The 14,697-nt window shown below is 75.7% G+C and carries 12 protein-coding genes; 9 read left to right on the plus strand and 3 right to left on the minus strand.

Going from position 1 to position 14,697, the window contains the following annotated elements:
• Positions 1 to 239: 239 nt before the first annotated feature.
• The 6 genes from ACIRGB_RS05100 to ACIRGB_RS05125 all read left to right on the plus strand — a co-directional run bounded on the left by ACIRGB_RS05100 (position 240) and on the right by ACIRGB_RS05125 (position 8,157).
• Positions 240 to 1,646, plus strand: coding sequence for a hemolysin family protein (locus tag ACIRGB_RS05100; protein ID WP_403858745.1), 1,407 nt, complete (start codon positions 240 to 242; stop codon positions 1,644 to 1,646).
• Positions 1,643 to 2,665, plus strand: a complete 1,023-nt coding sequence (locus tag ACIRGB_RS05105) for a hemolysin family protein (protein ID WP_403858747.1) — start codon at positions 1,643 to 1,645, stop codon at positions 2,663 to 2,665. Before ACIRGB_RS05100 ends, ACIRGB_RS05105 begins: the two co-directional genes overlap by 4 nt.
• Positions 2,666 to 2,765: 100 nt before the next feature.
• Complete coding sequence (locus ACIRGB_RS05110; RefSeq protein WP_403858749.1) at positions 2,766 to 4,007, plus strand: sensor histidine kinase; 1,242 nt, start codon at positions 2,766 to 2,768, stop codon at positions 4,005 to 4,007.
• A complete protein-coding gene (locus ACIRGB_RS05115; protein WP_403858751.1) occupies positions 4,004 to 4,681 on the plus strand; it encodes a response regulator in 678 nt (225 codons plus the stop codon). Before ACIRGB_RS05110 ends, ACIRGB_RS05115 begins: the two co-directional genes overlap by 4 nt.
• 132 nt (positions 4,682 to 4,813) lie before the next feature.
• Positions 4,814 to 5,644: an ABC transporter ATP-binding protein gene (locus tag ACIRGB_RS05120; RefSeq protein WP_403858753.1), complete on the plus strand. Its 831-nt coding sequence runs from the start codon at positions 4,814 to 4,816 to the stop codon at positions 5,642 to 5,644.
• The gene (locus ACIRGB_RS05125) at positions 5,641 to 8,157 is read left to right on the plus strand and encodes an ABC transporter permease (RefSeq protein ID WP_403858755.1); all 2,517 of its coding nucleotides are present in this window, start codon (positions 5,641 to 5,643) and stop codon (positions 8,155 to 8,157) included. The genes ACIRGB_RS05120 and ACIRGB_RS05125 overlap by 4 nt, the downstream gene beginning before the upstream one ends.
• Before the next feature lie 191 nt (positions 8,158 to 8,348).
• Here the strand turns inward: ACIRGB_RS05125 and ACIRGB_RS05130 are convergent, their stop codons facing one another.
• Genes ACIRGB_RS05130 through ACIRGB_RS05140 form a run of 3 tightly spaced genes read right to left on the minus strand, consistent with a single transcriptional unit; the run spans position 8,349 to position 11,970 of the window.
• Positions 8,349 to 10,898, minus strand: a complete 2,550-nt coding sequence (locus ACIRGB_RS05130; protein ID WP_403858757.1) for an FtsX-like permease family protein — start codon at positions 10,896 to 10,898, stop codon at positions 8,349 to 8,351.
• Between the two features lie 2 nt (positions 10,899 to 10,900).
• Positions 10,901 to 11,656 carry an ABC transporter ATP-binding protein gene (locus ACIRGB_RS05135; protein ID WP_403858759.1) on the minus strand — a complete coding sequence of 252 codons (756 nt, stop codon included), beginning with the start codon at positions 11,654 to 11,656 and terminating at the stop codon, positions 10,901 to 10,903.
• On the minus strand, positions 11,653 to 11,970 hold the full coding sequence (locus ACIRGB_RS05140; RefSeq protein ID WP_403858761.1) for a hypothetical protein: 318 nt from the start codon (positions 11,968 to 11,970) through the stop codon (positions 11,653 to 11,655). Before ACIRGB_RS05140 ends, ACIRGB_RS05135 begins: the two co-directional genes overlap by 4 nt.
• Before the next feature lie 198 nt (positions 11,971 to 12,168).
• On the opposite strand from ACIRGB_RS05140, the gene ACIRGB_RS05145 reads away from it, so the two are divergent.
• The 3 genes from ACIRGB_RS05145 (at position 12,169) to ACIRGB_RS05155 (ending at position 14,696) form a co-directional block, all read left to right on the plus strand.
• Entirely contained in the window at positions 12,169 to 13,419 is a 1,251-nt protein-coding gene (locus ACIRGB_RS05145; RefSeq protein ID WP_403858763.1) for a sensor domain-containing protein, read from the plus strand.
• A gap of 144 nt (positions 13,420 to 13,563) precedes the next feature.
• A complete protein-coding gene (locus tag ACIRGB_RS05150; RefSeq protein WP_403858765.1) occupies positions 13,564 to 14,235 on the plus strand; it encodes a hypothetical protein in 672 nt (223 codons plus the stop codon).
• A gap of 257 nt (positions 14,236 to 14,492) precedes the next feature.
• Positions 14,493 to 14,696, plus strand: coding sequence for a cold-shock protein (locus ACIRGB_RS05155; RefSeq protein ID WP_403858767.1), 204 nt, complete (start codon positions 14,493 to 14,495; stop codon positions 14,694 to 14,696).
• The last annotated feature ends 1 nt before the right edge of the window (position 14,697 follow it).

Below are 14,697 nucleotides of genomic sequence, written 5' to 3' on the forward strand. Positions count from 1 at the left end.
GAACAACCGGAACCGTCCGGCCGTTCTCTACAGGCGAGTAGAAGCATAGGGGTCCGAGGACTCCCGATCTCTTTGCTCGTCCTTTACCATGAGGGAGAACCCTCGGGCGCCCGGCTGGTACCGGTGCCCACCGACCCCGTTAAGGAGTCCCGTTCCGTAATGGAGCCTCCCAGTACCGGCCGTGCCGCGGCCGGCCCGCCAGTGCCCCCGTATGCGCGTGAGGGAAGCGGGGTGGCACGGTGACCGAGGTCCTGCTGCTCCTGCTGGCCCTCCTCCTCACCCTGGCCTGCGCGCTGTTCGTCGCGGCCGAGTTCTCCCTCACCACCGTCGAGCGCTCCGACCTGGAGCGTGCCGCCGAGTCCGGTGAGCGCGGTGCCGACGGCGCCCTGAAGGCCGTCCGCTCCCTGACCCTCCAGCTGTCCGGCGCCCAGCTCGGCATCACGGTGACCTCGCTGGTCATCGGCATGCTGGCCGAGCCGTCCCTCGCGGTGCTGCTGCGCGGCCCGCTGCGGGCGATCGGCCTGGGCGGCGCCACCTCGACGGTGGCGACCGTGCTCGGCGTGGTCGTCTCCACCGTCGTGCTGATGGTCGTCGGCGAGCTGGTCCCAAAGAACTGGGCGATCTCCCGCCCGCTGGCCGTCGCGAAGGTCGTCGCGGGCCCGCAGCGCGGCTTCACCACCGCCTTCGGCCCCTTCATCCGGCACCTGAACGACACGGCGAACCGCTTCGTGCGCCGCTTCGGCCTGGAACCGGCCGAGGAGCTAGCCTCCGCCCGCAGCGCCGAGGAACTGGTCGCCCTCGCCCAGCACTCGGCCGCGGAGGGCGCCCTGGAGGCGGACTCGGCGGAGCTGTTCGTACGCACCCTGCACCTGGGCGAGCTGACCGCGGAGAACGTCATGACGCCGCGCGTGGACGTCAAGGCCCTGGAGGCCCACGCCACCGCCGCCGACGCCGCGAACCTCTCGCACGCCACCGGCCTGTCCCGCTTCCCGGTCTACCGGGACAGCCTGGACGAGGTCATCGGCACCGTCCACATCCGCGACGTGCTGGCCCTGGAGCCGGACCGCCGCCGGTCCACCCCCGTCACCGAGCTGGCCACCGCGCCGCTCCTGGTGCCGGACAGCCTGCCCGCCGACCGCCTCCTGGAGCGCATGCGCGCCACCCGCACCATGGCCGTCGTCATCGACGAGTACGGCGGTACGGCGGGCGTGGCGACCGTGGAGGACATCGTCGAGGAGGTCGTCGGCGAGGTGCGCGACGAGCACGACCCGGTGGAGACACCGGACCTGCTGCCGGCCCCCGCCGACCCGGACGGCCGGGCGGCCTGGGAGGCCGACGGGTCGGTGCGCCTGGACCACCTGGAGCGCATCGGCCTGACCGCGCCGGAGGGCCCGTACGAGACCCTGGCCGGCCTGGTCGCCACCCGCCTGACGCGCATCCCCGCCAAGGGTGACGTGGTCGCCCTGGACGGCTGGCGCATCGACGTCCTCGACGTCGACCACCACCGCGCCGACCGCCTCCGCGTCACGGCCCCCGCGCCGGACGCCGGCGCGCCGGCGCACGAACCGGCGTCGCACGAACCGTCGGCGCACGGACCCGCGTCGCACGAACCGTCGGCGCGCGATGAGCGGGAGATGGCCCGATGACCGTCGTACAGCTCCTCATCGGCGCGCTGACGCTGCTGACCAACGCGTTCTTCGTGGGCGCCGAGTTCGCCATGATCTCGGTGCGCCGCAGCCAGATCGAGCCGCGCGCGAAGTCGGGCGACAAGCGCGCCCGGATGACCCTGTGGGGCCTCCAGCACATCTCCCAGATGATGGCCACGGCCCAGCTCGGCATCACCGTCTCCTCCCTGGTGCTCGGCGCGGTCGCGGAACCGGCCATCGCGCACCTGATGGAGCCGGTGTTCGAGGCGGTGCACATGCCGCACGCGCTGGTTCACCCGGTCGCCTTCGCGATCGCCCTGGCCCTGGCGACGTACCTCCACATGCTGATCGGCGAGATGATCCCGAAGAACATCGCGTTGGCCGCCCCGGCGACCACCGCGCTGCTCCTCGGCCCGCCGCTGGTCGCCCTCACCCGGGCGCTGAAGCCGTTCGTCTTCGGCATCAACGCCTTCGCCAACACGCTCCTCAAGCTGCTGCGGGTGGAGCCGAAGGACGAGGTCGAGGCCGTCTTCACCGACGACCAGCTGGCCCGCATGGTGGTCGACGCCAGCGAGGCCGGACTGCTCACCCCGGCCGACGGCGAACGCCTGCGCGACGCGCTGGAGCTGGGCACCCGCCCGGTCGGCGAGATCCTGGTCCCGGCCCAGAAGATGCGCACGGTCCCGCACACGGTCACCCCGGCCGAGCTGGAACGCGTGGCCGCCGACGCGGGCTACTCCCGCTTCCCGGTCACCGGCCCCGGCGGCACCGTCCTCGGCTACCTGCACATCAAGGACACCCTGGGCCTGACCGACCGCGAGAGCCCCTTCCCGCGCACGGCCCTGCACCGCGTCACCCGCGTCCGCATCGACACCCCCCTGGACGACACCCTCACCGCCCTGCGCGCCGAGGACAGCCACCTGGCCGCCGTCACCGGCGAGGCGGGCTCGGTCCTGGGCTTCGTCACCATGGAGGACGTCCTGACCGAACTGGTGGGCCCGACGACACCCGTGGCCTGACGCACCCCGGGTGCGGGCGCCGACCCCCTACCGGGGTATCACCCCGGGTTGGCTCTCCGGGGTGACGGCCCGGTCTCGTCCCGCGCCTAGGGTGGTGACCATGACCTCAGTGGAGGAGGAGCGCCCGCGGGCGCTGCTCGCGGGGGCTTCGCGGCGGTGGGTGCGACTGCTGCCGTGGGCCGTGGCGTTCGTGCTGTGCGTCGCCCTGCTGCCCACCACCATCGTGGTCCTCACCGCCGACTACGGGCTGAACGGCGGCGTCGCGAGCGCGCTGGCGGTCGGGCAGGCGGCCCCGCTGCTGCTCGCCGTCGTACGGCCGCTGCGGGCCTGGTACGTGGTCTTCGCCGCGGATGTGGCCGGGGCGCTCGCCCTGCTCGCCGTCGACTTCCAGGAGCGGCTGCTGTGGCCGTTCCCGCCCACGGGACTCGTCGGGTACGTCGCGCTCTGCCTCGCCCTCGGCCTGCGCGAGCGGACCCGGACGCTGCTGCTGGTGTGGTTGGCGACGGCGGGCGCCAACGTCGGCCTGGGGTTCGTCGCACCCCACGGCGCCGGTGCCAGGGAACTGCTGCTCACCATCCTCGGGGGCATCGCGCTCCTGCTGGGCGGTGTGCTGCGCGAGCGGTACGAGGTGCGGCGCAGGCTGGCCGAGCAGGAGACGATCAGCGAGGCCGAGAGGGGCCGCCGGACGCTGCTGGAGGAACGCGCCCGCATTGCGCGCGAGCTGCACGACGTGGTGGCGCACCACATGTCCGTCATCACGGTGCAGGCGGACACCGCCGAGTACCGCCTCGCATCGCTCTCGCCCGAGGTGCGGGAGGAGTTCACGTCCATCGCGGCGACCGCGCGGGAGTCGCTCGGCGAGATGCGACGCCTCCTCGGCGTGCTGCGCAACGAGGAGGCGCACGGCGAGCTCGTGCCCCAGCCGGGCCTCGCGCAGATCGGGCAGCTGGTGGACGCCACGGCGCGGACCGGCGGGCCGGTGGAGTTCACCCCCTGCGACGCCGAGGTGCCCGAGACGGTGGGCCTGTCGGCGTACCGCATCGTCCAGGAGGCCCTCGCGAACGTCGTACGGCACGCGCCGGGAGCCGCGACGCGCGTGTCGCTGTCGGTGGCGCGGCCCGCCGACGGGCGGGGCGGGGAGCGGCTCACCGTCCTGGTGGTCAACGACCCGCCGCCCGAGCCGCCCGCCGGGCCGCTCGAAGTGGGCGGCACCGGGCACGGCCTGGTCGGCATGCGCGAGCGGGTGCGGCTGGTCGGCGGCACCCTCGACGCGGGGCCGCTGCCGGACGGCGGCTTCCGGATCGCCGCACAACTCCCCCTGACGGAAGAGGACTTCACGTGACGACCCGCGTCATCATCGTCGACGACCAGGCCATGGTGCGGGCAGGCTTCGCCGCGCTGCTGGCCGCCCAGAGCGACATCGACGTGGTGGGCGAGGCCCCCGACGGCGCGCAGGGCGTCGAGCTGAGCCGCCGTACGCATCCCGACGTCGTGCTGATGGACGTGCGGATGCCCGAGATGGACGGCCTGGAGGCCGCGCGCCGCCTGCTGTCGCCCCCGCCGGGAGTGACCCACCGGCCGCGGGTGCTGATGCTCACCACGTTCGACGTCGACGACTACGTGTACGAGGCGCTGCGGGCGGGCGCCAGCGGCTTCCTGCTGAAGGACGCGCCCCCGGCCGACCTCATCGCGGCGGTCCGCGTGGTGGCCTCGGGCGACGCGCTGCTCGCCCCCTCCGTCACGCGCCGCCTCATCGCGGACTTCGCCAAGCAGCGCCCCGCGCCCGCCCGGGGCAAGCCCGCGCAGCGGCTCAAGGGCCTGACGGAACGCGAGACCGAGGTCCTCGCTCTCGTCGCCCGGGGCCAGTCCAACACCGAGATCGCGCAGACCCTGGTGCTGGCGGAACAGACGGTGAAGACGCACGTCAGCCGCGTTCTCACCAAGCTCGACCTGCGCGACCGGGCCCAGGCGGTGGTCTTCGCGTACGAGTCGGGGCTGGTGGCCCCGGGCGAGTAGGCCGGCGGACCCGCCCCGCCACCCCCTACCGGGGTAGCGCCTCCAGGTTGGCTCCCGGGTATGACGCCCGGCGCGCAGCCGTCCCCGCACTCTCTGGTCCGTCGGAACGAGAAGATCTCGAAAGGGCGGAACATGAGGCTACGCAGCGCCAAGCGACACAAGGCGGAACACCGCCCGGAGGCCCCGGCCGCCACGCCCGGGCTCGCCGTCGAACTGCGCGGGGTCCGGCGGCAGTACGGCCGCGGCGCGGGCACCGTGCACGCGCTCGCGGGCATCGACCTCGGCCTCCCGCGCGGCACCTTCACCGCCGTCATGGGCCCGTCCGGGTCCGGGAAGTCGACGTTCCTCCAGTGCGCCGCCGGGCTCGACCGGCCGACGGCGGGCTCGGTGCGCCTCGGCGGCACGGAGATCACCGGCATGAAGGAGAACGAGCTGACCGAGCTGCGCCGCAGCCGACTCGGCTTCGTCTTCCAGGCGTTCAACCTGCTGCCGTCGCTGACCGTGGAACAGAACGTCCTGCTGCCCCTGCGCCTGGCCGGGCAGCGGCAGGACCGCGGCCGGGCGGCGGCGGTCCTCGCACAGGTCGGGCTCGCCGACAAGGCGCGCCGCCGGCCCGGCGAGCTGTCCGGCGGCCAGCAGCAGCGCGTGGCCGTCGCCCGCGCCCTGGTCACCACCCCCGACGTGATCTTCGCCGACGAGCCCACCGGCGCCCTCGACACCGGCACCGCCGCCGAGGTCCTCGGGCTGCTGAGGCACGCGGTGGACACCCTCGGTGCCACCGTCGTCATGGTCACCCACGACCCGAGCGCGGCCGCCTGGGCCGACCGGGTGCTGTTCCTCGCCGACGGGGCCTTCGCCGACCACCTGGAACGGGGTTCGGCGGAGGAGATCGCGGCCCGGATGACCGCGCTCACCGGCCGTGCGCGGGGGATGGCCGGGGTTGGCGCGGGGGTGGCGGCATGAGCCTCAAGCCCAACGGCCTCGCCCGCGCCGCCGTGCGCTTCAAGCCCGCCTCGTTCGCGGGCACGTTCGTCGCGCTGATGATGTCGGCGCTGGTCGTCGCGGCCTGCGGGGTCCTGCTGGAGACCGGCATCCGCGCCTCGGTACCGGCGGAGCGGTACGCGAACGTGCCGGTCGTCGCGGCCGCCGACCAGTCCGCGCGCATCGTCGCCGACACCGTCGACGGCCCCGAGGAGACCGCGTACCCGCTGCCGGACACCGCCCGCGTGGACGCGGGGCTCGCCGCGAAGGCCGCCGAGGTGCCGGGCGCGGCCGCCGCCGTACCGGACGTCACCTTCCCGGTGCACGGGGGCGCCGCCGCCTCCGGTGGGCTCACCGGCCACGGCTGGGGCTCGCACGCCTTCACCGGCACCGCGCTGTCGAAGGGCGCAGCGCCGCACCCCGGCGAGGTGGTCCTCGGCACCGACGCGGCCCGCGCCGCGCGGCTCGGCGTCGGCGACACCGTCGCGCTGGAGACGGCCGCCGGGCCCGCCGACTTCCGGGTGTCCGGGCTGGCCGAGGCCGGTGCCGGGGACACCGCGGGCGCGGGGGCTGACGGCGGGGGCACGGCCTGGTTCGCCGACGCCGAGGCGCCCGCGCTGGCCGGGCACCCCGGCAAGGCCGACGCCGTCGCCGTCCTGGCCGAGGAGGGCGTCGACCCGGACGCCCTGGCCGCCGCCGTGGGCAAGGCCCTCGCCGGTACCGGCGCGCAGGTGCTCACCGGTGACGCGCGCGGCGAGGTCGAGGACCACGGCCTTGCGTACGCCAAGGAGACGCTCTTCGCGGTCGGCGGTTCCTTCGGCGGGATCGCCACCCTGGTCGCGGTCTTCACCGCGGCCGGTACGGTCGCCCTCTCCGTCGGGCAGCGCACCCGCGAGTTCGCGCTGCTGCGCGCCGTCGGGGCGACCCCGCGGCAGATCCGCCGCGCGGTCGCCGCCGAGGCGCTGCTCGTCGCCCCGCTCGCCGGGCTGCTCGGCTGCCTGCCGGGCATCGGGCTCGCGCACTGGTGGTTCGGCCAGATGCAGGACCGCGGGGCCGTCCCGGACGCCGTCGACCTGCACGTCTCGGGGTTCCCGCTGCTGGCCGCCGTCGGGGTGGGGCTGCTCACGGCGCTCGGTGCCGGCTGGGCGGCCGGGCGCAGGCCCGCACGGATCAAGCCGGGTCAGGCGCTCGCCGAAGCCTCGGTGGAGCGGCTGCGGCCGGGTGTCGTCCGTACGGTCCTCGGGGTCGCCGCGGTCGGTGGCGGTGCGGCGCTCGCCGGTGTGGCGGCCTCCGCCGCCGGTGCCGACGCGGCCAACGCCTCCCTCGGCGTCGTCATGCTCTTCATGCTGGCCGTCGCCCTGCTCGGGCCGGTGCTGGCCCGGCTGTGCGCGGCGCTCTTCGGCCTGCTGCTGCGCGGCGGCGGGGCTTCCGCGTCGCTGGCCGCCGCCAACTCCCGTACCAACGCGCGCCGGCTGGCCTCCGCGATCACTCCGATCGTGCTGGCGATGGCCTTCGCGTCGACGCTGGTCTTCATGCACACCAGCGAGAGCCACGTCGCCGCGGAGCAGCTCCGCGCGGGCGTCACGGCGGACCACGTCGTCACCAACCCGGCCGGTCTGCCCGCCGACGCCGCGGACCGGGCCGCCCGCGCCCCCGGGGTGGACGCGGCCGTGAGCCTGCTGGACACGCAGGTGCTGGTGCCCGTACGCGGCGGTGGCGAGACCTCGTTGCAGGGGACGGCGACGCAGGGCGTCTCGGGTCCCGGCGCGCGGCTCGCCGAGGTCCAGGACCTGGACGTGCGCGAGGGCAGCCTGGACCGGGTGGGCCCGGGCCGTATCGCCATCGACCGGACCCTCGCCACCGCCACGGACATCGGCCTCGGCGACAGGCTGTCGCTCTACCTCCCCGACGGCACGAAGGCCGCCCCGCAGGTCGTCGCGGTCTACGGCCGCGGCCTGGGCCTGCCGGCGGTGACCATGGACCGCGCGTCCCTGGACGGCCACGTCACGTCCCCCTTCGCCGGCACCCTGCTGGTCAGCGGCGGCGACGCCGAACCGCTCACCGCGCTCGGCGAGGTCACCGACGCCTCCGGCTACGCGCTCGCGCAGAACGTGGACCGCGAGTTCGGCGCCTGGGCCAACTACATGATGGCCGCCGTCCTGGGCGGCTTCGCCGCCGTCGCCGCGGTCAACACCCTGGTGATGACGGTCCTGGACCGCCGCCGCGAACTGCACACCCTGCGCCTCGTCGGCTCCACCCGGCGCCAGGTGCTGCGCATGCTGGGCTGGGAGAGCCTGCTGGTGTCGGCGGCGGGCGTGGCCCTGGGCACCGCCATCGCCATGATCACGCTGACCCCGATGATGCGCGGCCTGACCGGCGAGTTCCCGCACGTGCCCCCGCTGCTCTACGCCGCCTTCGCCACCACCGCGGGCGCCCTCGCCCTGGCCTCCGTCACCCTCCCGGCCCGCACGGCACTGCGCGACCGGGGCGCGTGAACCCCGTCCGACCACCGCGCCCCGGGCCGCGGTCCGACTGTGGCCGCCTGCCCGTCAGCCGTACGCCCGGCCGCAGCGTGTGCCGGTCGTTCGCCCGGCCGTGAGGTCCGCGTGCCGCGAGGGCGTTGACGGGTGGGCCGCCGGACGTAGCGGCCCGGCGGCCCGTGTATCCCCGTATCCCCCGCCCCGCGTCAGCCGGTGCGCAGGGCGTCTGCCGGAGGGGTTCGCAGGGCGTGGCGGGTGGGGAGTTCGATGGTGAGGTAGGCCGTCAGCACCACCGTCGCCGCCACCGCCGGGAGGAGCCAGGCCGGGCCCGCCGGCCAGGGACGGCCGAGGAAGCCCTGGCCGAGGAGGGCCAGGGGGACGGCGGACAGCAGCAGGCCGGAGACGAGGGCCGCGGCGGCGATCACCTCGGCCTCGCGGCGCATCATCGCGCGGATCTGCCGCGGGGTCGTGCCGACCAGGCGCAGCGCGGCGATCTCCGCCCGGCGCTGGGCGGTGGCGGCCACCAGCTTGTTGGCGATGCTCAGCAGCAGATAGCCGAGGAGCACCACGACCACCGCCAGGTTGATCCACACCTCGGGCGGCGCGTCCGCACCGGTGGCGTCGGGGGCGGTGCTCGCGACGGCGAGGCCGGGACGCCCGTCGGCCAGCTCGGCGAGCGCCCGCCCCGCCTCCCGCGTGCCGTCGGTGCGGACCAGGGCCCGCTGGTCGAGGCCGGTCGTGGTGTGCCCGGCGGCCAGTTCGCGGGAGAGGACGACCGGGCCGAAGCCCAGCCCCCGGTCGTACACGGCGACGACCCGGGCGTCGACGCGCGCCCCGTCGCCGAGCACCAGCCGCACCCGCTTGCCGAGCCCGGCGTCGCGCGTGCGGGCCGCCTCGTCGCTGACGGCGATCGTCGCCCCGGTCAGCCGGTCCAGGCCGCCGTCCGTCACCCCGAGGTCCACGACGTCCCCGGCGTCCGGCGCCAGGATCATCGCCGAGGCCGACTCGGCCGCGGGCTCGCCCAGTTCCTCGTACTCCCACACCACCGTGGTCGTCCCCGCCGGTTCCGCCGCCCGTACGCCGGGCACCTCCCGCACGGCGGACAGGGTGCCCTCGGGCAGCCCGCCCAGGGCCGGTGCCGTCAGCTCGTACTGGGCGAGCGTGCCGGTGCGGGTGTCCTCGGCGGTGGCGGCCAGCACCGTGGTCTGGGCGAGGGTGTAGGTCAGCACGAAGACGACGCCCATCGCCAGCGGACTGACCACCCCCGACAGGCGCAGGGCGTAGGCCCGTACGTTGGACAGCGCCAGCCACGTCGGCGCCGCCACCCCGGGCCGCAGCCGCCGTACGACGGCCTCGCCCGCGCTTTTGACCAGGGCCGGGCCGGACAGCGCCAGGCCGATCGGGGCGAGGATGCCCGCGATGGACGTGACCGAGGCCCCGAGGACCGTCCGGGACAGCAGCGGCACCACCGACAGCGCGCAGGCGCCGAGAATCAGCAGCCACCCGGCGGTGGTCCGCCCCCGCGACGGTGTGCGCGGCTCGCTGCGTGACTCGGCGACCGCCTCGGTGGCCGGCATCCGCGAGGTGCGCCAGGCCGCGCACCGGGCGGAGAGCCGCACGGCCGCCACCACCAGGAGCAGGGTGGCGAGGGCGGGCAACGGGCTGAGCACGAGCGGGAGTTCGTCGGGGAGGACGCCTCGGCCGGCCAGCAGGTCCCGGAAGCGTCCCGCCAGCAGGTAGCCGGCCGCCACACCCGGCACCAGGGCGATCACCGCGACGGCCGTCGACTGCGCGGCGGCCAGGTGGCGGATCTGCTTCGGGGTCGCGCCGACGGCCCGCATCAGCGCCAGGTCGCGGCGCTGCCCGGCGATGGTCACGCCCAGCGCGCCCGCGACGACGAACCCGGTGATCAGCAGCACGATCCCGCCGAGCGAACCGGCGAGCAGGACCAGCAACGAACGCGCCGACCCCACGCCGGGTGCCACCGCGTCGCCCCGGTCCGCGCCGGTGGTCACCGCCAGGCCCGTGCCCGCCACCTCCTCGCGGACGGCGGCGGCGACCCGTGCCCCGGCGCCGTCGGCGGCCCGCAACCCGACCAGGTCGACGGTCCCGGCCCGTGGGCCCTCGCTCCCGGCGTCGCGCCCGGCCAGCGCGGCGGCCGTCCGGTCCGCGAAGTAGACGCCGTCCGCGCCCGGGGCGTCGACCAGCGCGGAGACCCGGTAGAAGGCGGCGGGGCGGCCGTTCGCCACGATCCGGACCCGGTCGCCCACCGCGAGGCCCGCCGCGTCGGCCGCCGCCGCGTCCACGGCGACCCCCTTCGCGCCGGACGGCGCCCGCCCCTCGATCCGCGCGTCCGCCAGCAGCCGCGTCGAGGACCAGCCGTGACCCGCCGTCCCCGGCTCCTGGGCGACGGCGACGGGCCGGCCGCGCCCGTCGACCAGCGCGGCCGGGAAACCGATGTCGCCGACGGCCGCGGTGACGCCGGGCAGTCCGGCCAGCCGGTCGACGAGCGCGGCCGGGACCGTGGCCCGCTCGGGCAGCGCGAGCGGCAGGTCGCCGCTCGGGTGGAACTCCTGCTCGGCGGCGACCACGACGTCCGCGCCGCCGAGCCGTCCGGGCGGCAGCTGCGAGCGCAGCCCGGACTCGGCGAGCACGCCGGTGGTGGTGATCAGGGCCGCGCCGCCGAGCACCGCGCACGCCACGGCGAGCAGGGCGGTGATCCGGTGCGCGGCCATGCGCAGGGCGAGGTGCAGCATGGCTACCGCTCTCCCAACGCGACGAGCCGCTCGGCCAGTCGCGGGGCCGTCGGCCGCTCCAGGGCCTCGACCACCCGGCCGTCGGCCATCACCAGCGCCCGGTGCGCGCGGGCCGCGGCGGCCGGGTCGTGGGTGACCATCACCACCGTCTGACCGAGGTCGTCGACGAGGGCGCGCAGCAGGTCGAGCACCTGGTGGGCGCTGCGCAGGTCCAGCGCGCCGGTCGGCTCGTCCGCGAAGACGACGGCGGGCTTCGCCGCCAGCGCCCGTACCACGGCGGCCCGTTGCTGCTGGCCGCCGGACAGCTCGGCCGGGCGGTGCGACAGCCGGTCGGTCAGCCCCACCCGCTCGGTCAGGGTCCGCAGCCAGTCCCGGTCGGGGCGCCGGCCGGCCAGCCGCAGCGGCAGCGTGATGTTGTCCTCGACGCTGAGCGAGGGGATCAGGTTGTACGCCTGGAACACGAAGCCGACGCGTGCGCGGCGCAGTTCGGTGCGCCGGGTCTCGTTCAGGCCGGAGATCTCCTGCCCGTCGATGCGGACGCTGCCGGACGTGGGGGAGTCGAGGCCGGCGGCGCAGTGCATCAGCGTGCTCTTGCCGGACCCCGAGGGCCCCATCACCGCGAGGAACGTGCCGTGTTCCACGGTCAGCGACACCTCGTCCAGGGCCCGTACGCCGCCCGGGTACGTCCGGGCGACCCGGTCCAGGGCGATGGCGGGCGCCCTGCGCGCGGTGACGGCCGGTACGGCGGCGGTGCTCATCGCCGCCCCCGCAGACCGCGCACCACGAGGGTCCCGGCGGCGAGCACGGTGACCACGCCGCTGGCCAGGTGGAGCGCGGTCGCGGCACCGGCGAAGGAGAGGGCCATGTTGGCGACCGCGCTGAGCACCACCACGGCCCACAGCAGCGTCCGCAGCACGTCCCCGCGGGAGACGGCGTCCGGGCCGCCGCCGGGGACGGAGCCGGGGGCGGCCTGGGGAGCACCCAGCCGATAGGGGTCCCGGTGGTCCCGGCGGTCTCGGTCGTCCCACTGATCCCGGTGGTCCCGATGATCCCGGTGGTCCTGGTGCGTCATGGCTGCGGCCTCCGTCGGCGTCGCTCTCGGTGGTCTCCGACGCTAGGGACCGCGACCCCCCGCGGCCGATCCCGTGGGCCGCCCGGTCCGAGGTACAGCAGGCTGTACTTTCCGGCTCCGCACCCGTCACCGGCCCATGCGGCGGCATAGGGTCGGCCACGCCGGAGCGGAGCCCACGGCCCGGAGGGAGGCAGGCGGATGACGGTGTCGATCACGTCCGTGCGGGAGACCGCCGTACGGACCCTGCGCGCCGCCGGTGCGGCGACGGGGCAGCTCGTCGGCGGTCTCGGCACGGCGTTCCTGGCGCTGGGCGTGCTGCCGCTGGTGGCCCTGGCCGCCGTGACCGCGCCGGTCGGCGTGGGCCTGCTGCTCGCCCCCGCCGCCCTGCGCGCCCTGCACGCGCTCGCCCGCCGGGAACGCCGGCGCCTGTCCCGCCGGGGCGTCGAGATCGTCCCGCCCGACCCGCCGCCCACCCGGCTGCGCCCCGCCCTGGCCGACCCCACCACCCGGCGCGAGCTGGGCTGGCTGGTCCGGCACGCCACCCTCGGGTTCCTGCTGGGGCTGCTCGGCTTCCTGCTGCCGCTCTGCGCCGTCCGGGACACCAGCTTCCCGCTGTGGTGGCGGCTGGTCCCCGAGGACGCGACCACCACGTCCGTGGGCGTCGGCACCGCGCACACCTGGCTGGACGCGGTCGCGGCGATGCTGCTGGGCGTGGGCTGGACCGCGATCCTCCTGGGCCTGGGCCCCGGCATGGCGCGGCTCCAGGCCGCCCCGGCCCGGCGGCTGCTCGCGGCGGGCCCGGACACGGACCTGTCGCTGCGGGTGGCGGAACTGACCGCCACCCGGGCCGCGGCCCTGGACGCGCACGCCACCGAACTGCGCCGGATCGAACGGTCCCTGCACGACGGCGCGCAGAACCGGCTGGTGTCGGTGACGGTGCTGCTGGGCGCCGCCCGGCGGATGGCGGCGCGCGACCCCGCCGGGGCGGACGAGCTGCTGGAACGGGCGCAGTCCGCCGCGGAGCAGGCGCTGGCCCAGCTGCGTTCGGTGGCGCGGGGCATCCTGCCGCCGGTGCTGGCCGACCGCGGTCTCGCGGACGCGCTGTCGGGACTGGCGGCGGACTGCGGGGTGCCGTGCCGGGTCGAGGCCGACGTGCCGCAGCGGTGCGCGGCGTCGGTCGAGGCGACGGCGTACTTCGTGGTGGCCGAGGCGCTCACGAACATCGCCAAGCACAGCGGAGCCGCACGGGCCTCGGTCACGGTCCGGGCCCGCGGGGGCCGGCTGCGCCTGCTGGTCGAGGACGACGGCCGGGGCGGCGCCGACGAGGACGGCGGCTCGGGCCTGACCGGCATCCGCCGCCGCGTCGCGGCCCTGGACGGCACCCTGCGCCTGACCAGCCCGCCCGGCGGCCCCACCGTCCTGGACGTGGACCTGCCCTGCGGGAGCTGACCTGCCGGGACGGCGGGCGGGGCCCGCAGTACGGTGGAGGAACCGGGGGCACCACGCGCACCGGCCCCGACACCGGTGCCGCTTCCGGCGATCGACGACGCCGGGCCGGAACGAACCGCCCGAGCCCGGGGCAGGACTCGCCTCATGACGGTGCACGTGCCGGTGCGACCGGCGACCACAGAACCGCACGAGAAGTCCGCCGGAAACCCCCGGCCGGTCCCGCGCCGCCCCGGGCGGGTGTACGGCTCCTCACCGCAGGCCGGCGAACGGCTGCGGCCACTGAGCCGGCGTCAGATCGAGGACCGGTTCGCCGAGCTGGGCGACCTGTACGCGCGGACCTCCGGCGGCGGCCCCCGGGTGTGGAACGCGGCCCGCGGTGCCTTCCTGCGCCATCTGCGCGCCGACGTACGGCGTCCCGGCTTCTGCCTGTTGATCGCGGAGACGACCGTCCTGACCGGCTGTGCCTACGGCTACCCGGTGCCCGGCGGCGACCCGCGCGGCGTGCGGGGCCTGGAGCCGTACCTGCCCAGGGCCGTGCTGCCCGTCGCCGCGTCGGGCGGGCTCTTCCTGGTCTCCGGGATCGTCGTCCCGGCCCGGGTGCGCCGACAGCACCAGGACCGCGCCTGGAACCTCGCCCGGCGCCTGCAGACCCGCCTGCTCGCCGAGCACGACGCCGCCCTCGGCGTCACGCTGGTGGACCGCACCGACGGCGCGACCGTGCAGGCCCTGCGCTCCTGGGGCTGGCGCTGCGCCGAGGGCCACACCCTCCAGTCGTCCGTGCTCGGCCGGTACGGCGTCCTGCTCCTCGGACGCTGAGCGACACCGCGGCGAACGGAAATCTCGTCCCGCTGAAACAATTATTCGTCCGGCGCGGGAATAATTGTCCGGCGGGGAAAAAGGTAGATCTTTCCCGGTGATTTCTTCCCGGCCCGGCGAGGTATTACGTGCTAGGCTGGACATCAGTTGCAGTTGTGGTTGCCATTTGTGTTACCGGGTTTCCGGGCAGGTGATCATCGCAGCGATGGGAGGGCCCACACGGTGTGGGCCTTCAGCACTGCCTAGGAGAAAAAAGCATGGCTTCCGGTACCGTGAAGTGGTTCAACGCCGAAAAGGGCTTCGGTTTCATCGCGCAGGACGGCGGCGGCGCCGACGTCTTCGCCCACTACTCGAACATCAATGCGCAGGGCTTCCGTGAGCTCCAGGAGGGCCAGCGGGTGAACTTCGACGTCACGCAGGGCCAGAAGGGCCCGCAGGCGGAGAACATCATCCCCGCGTAAC

Origin of the sequence: Streptomyces sp. NPDC102490 (assembly GCF_044765285.1) — a bacterium.
Taxonomy (GTDB): Bacteria; Actinomycetota; Actinomycetes; order Streptomycetales; family Streptomycetaceae; genus Streptomyces.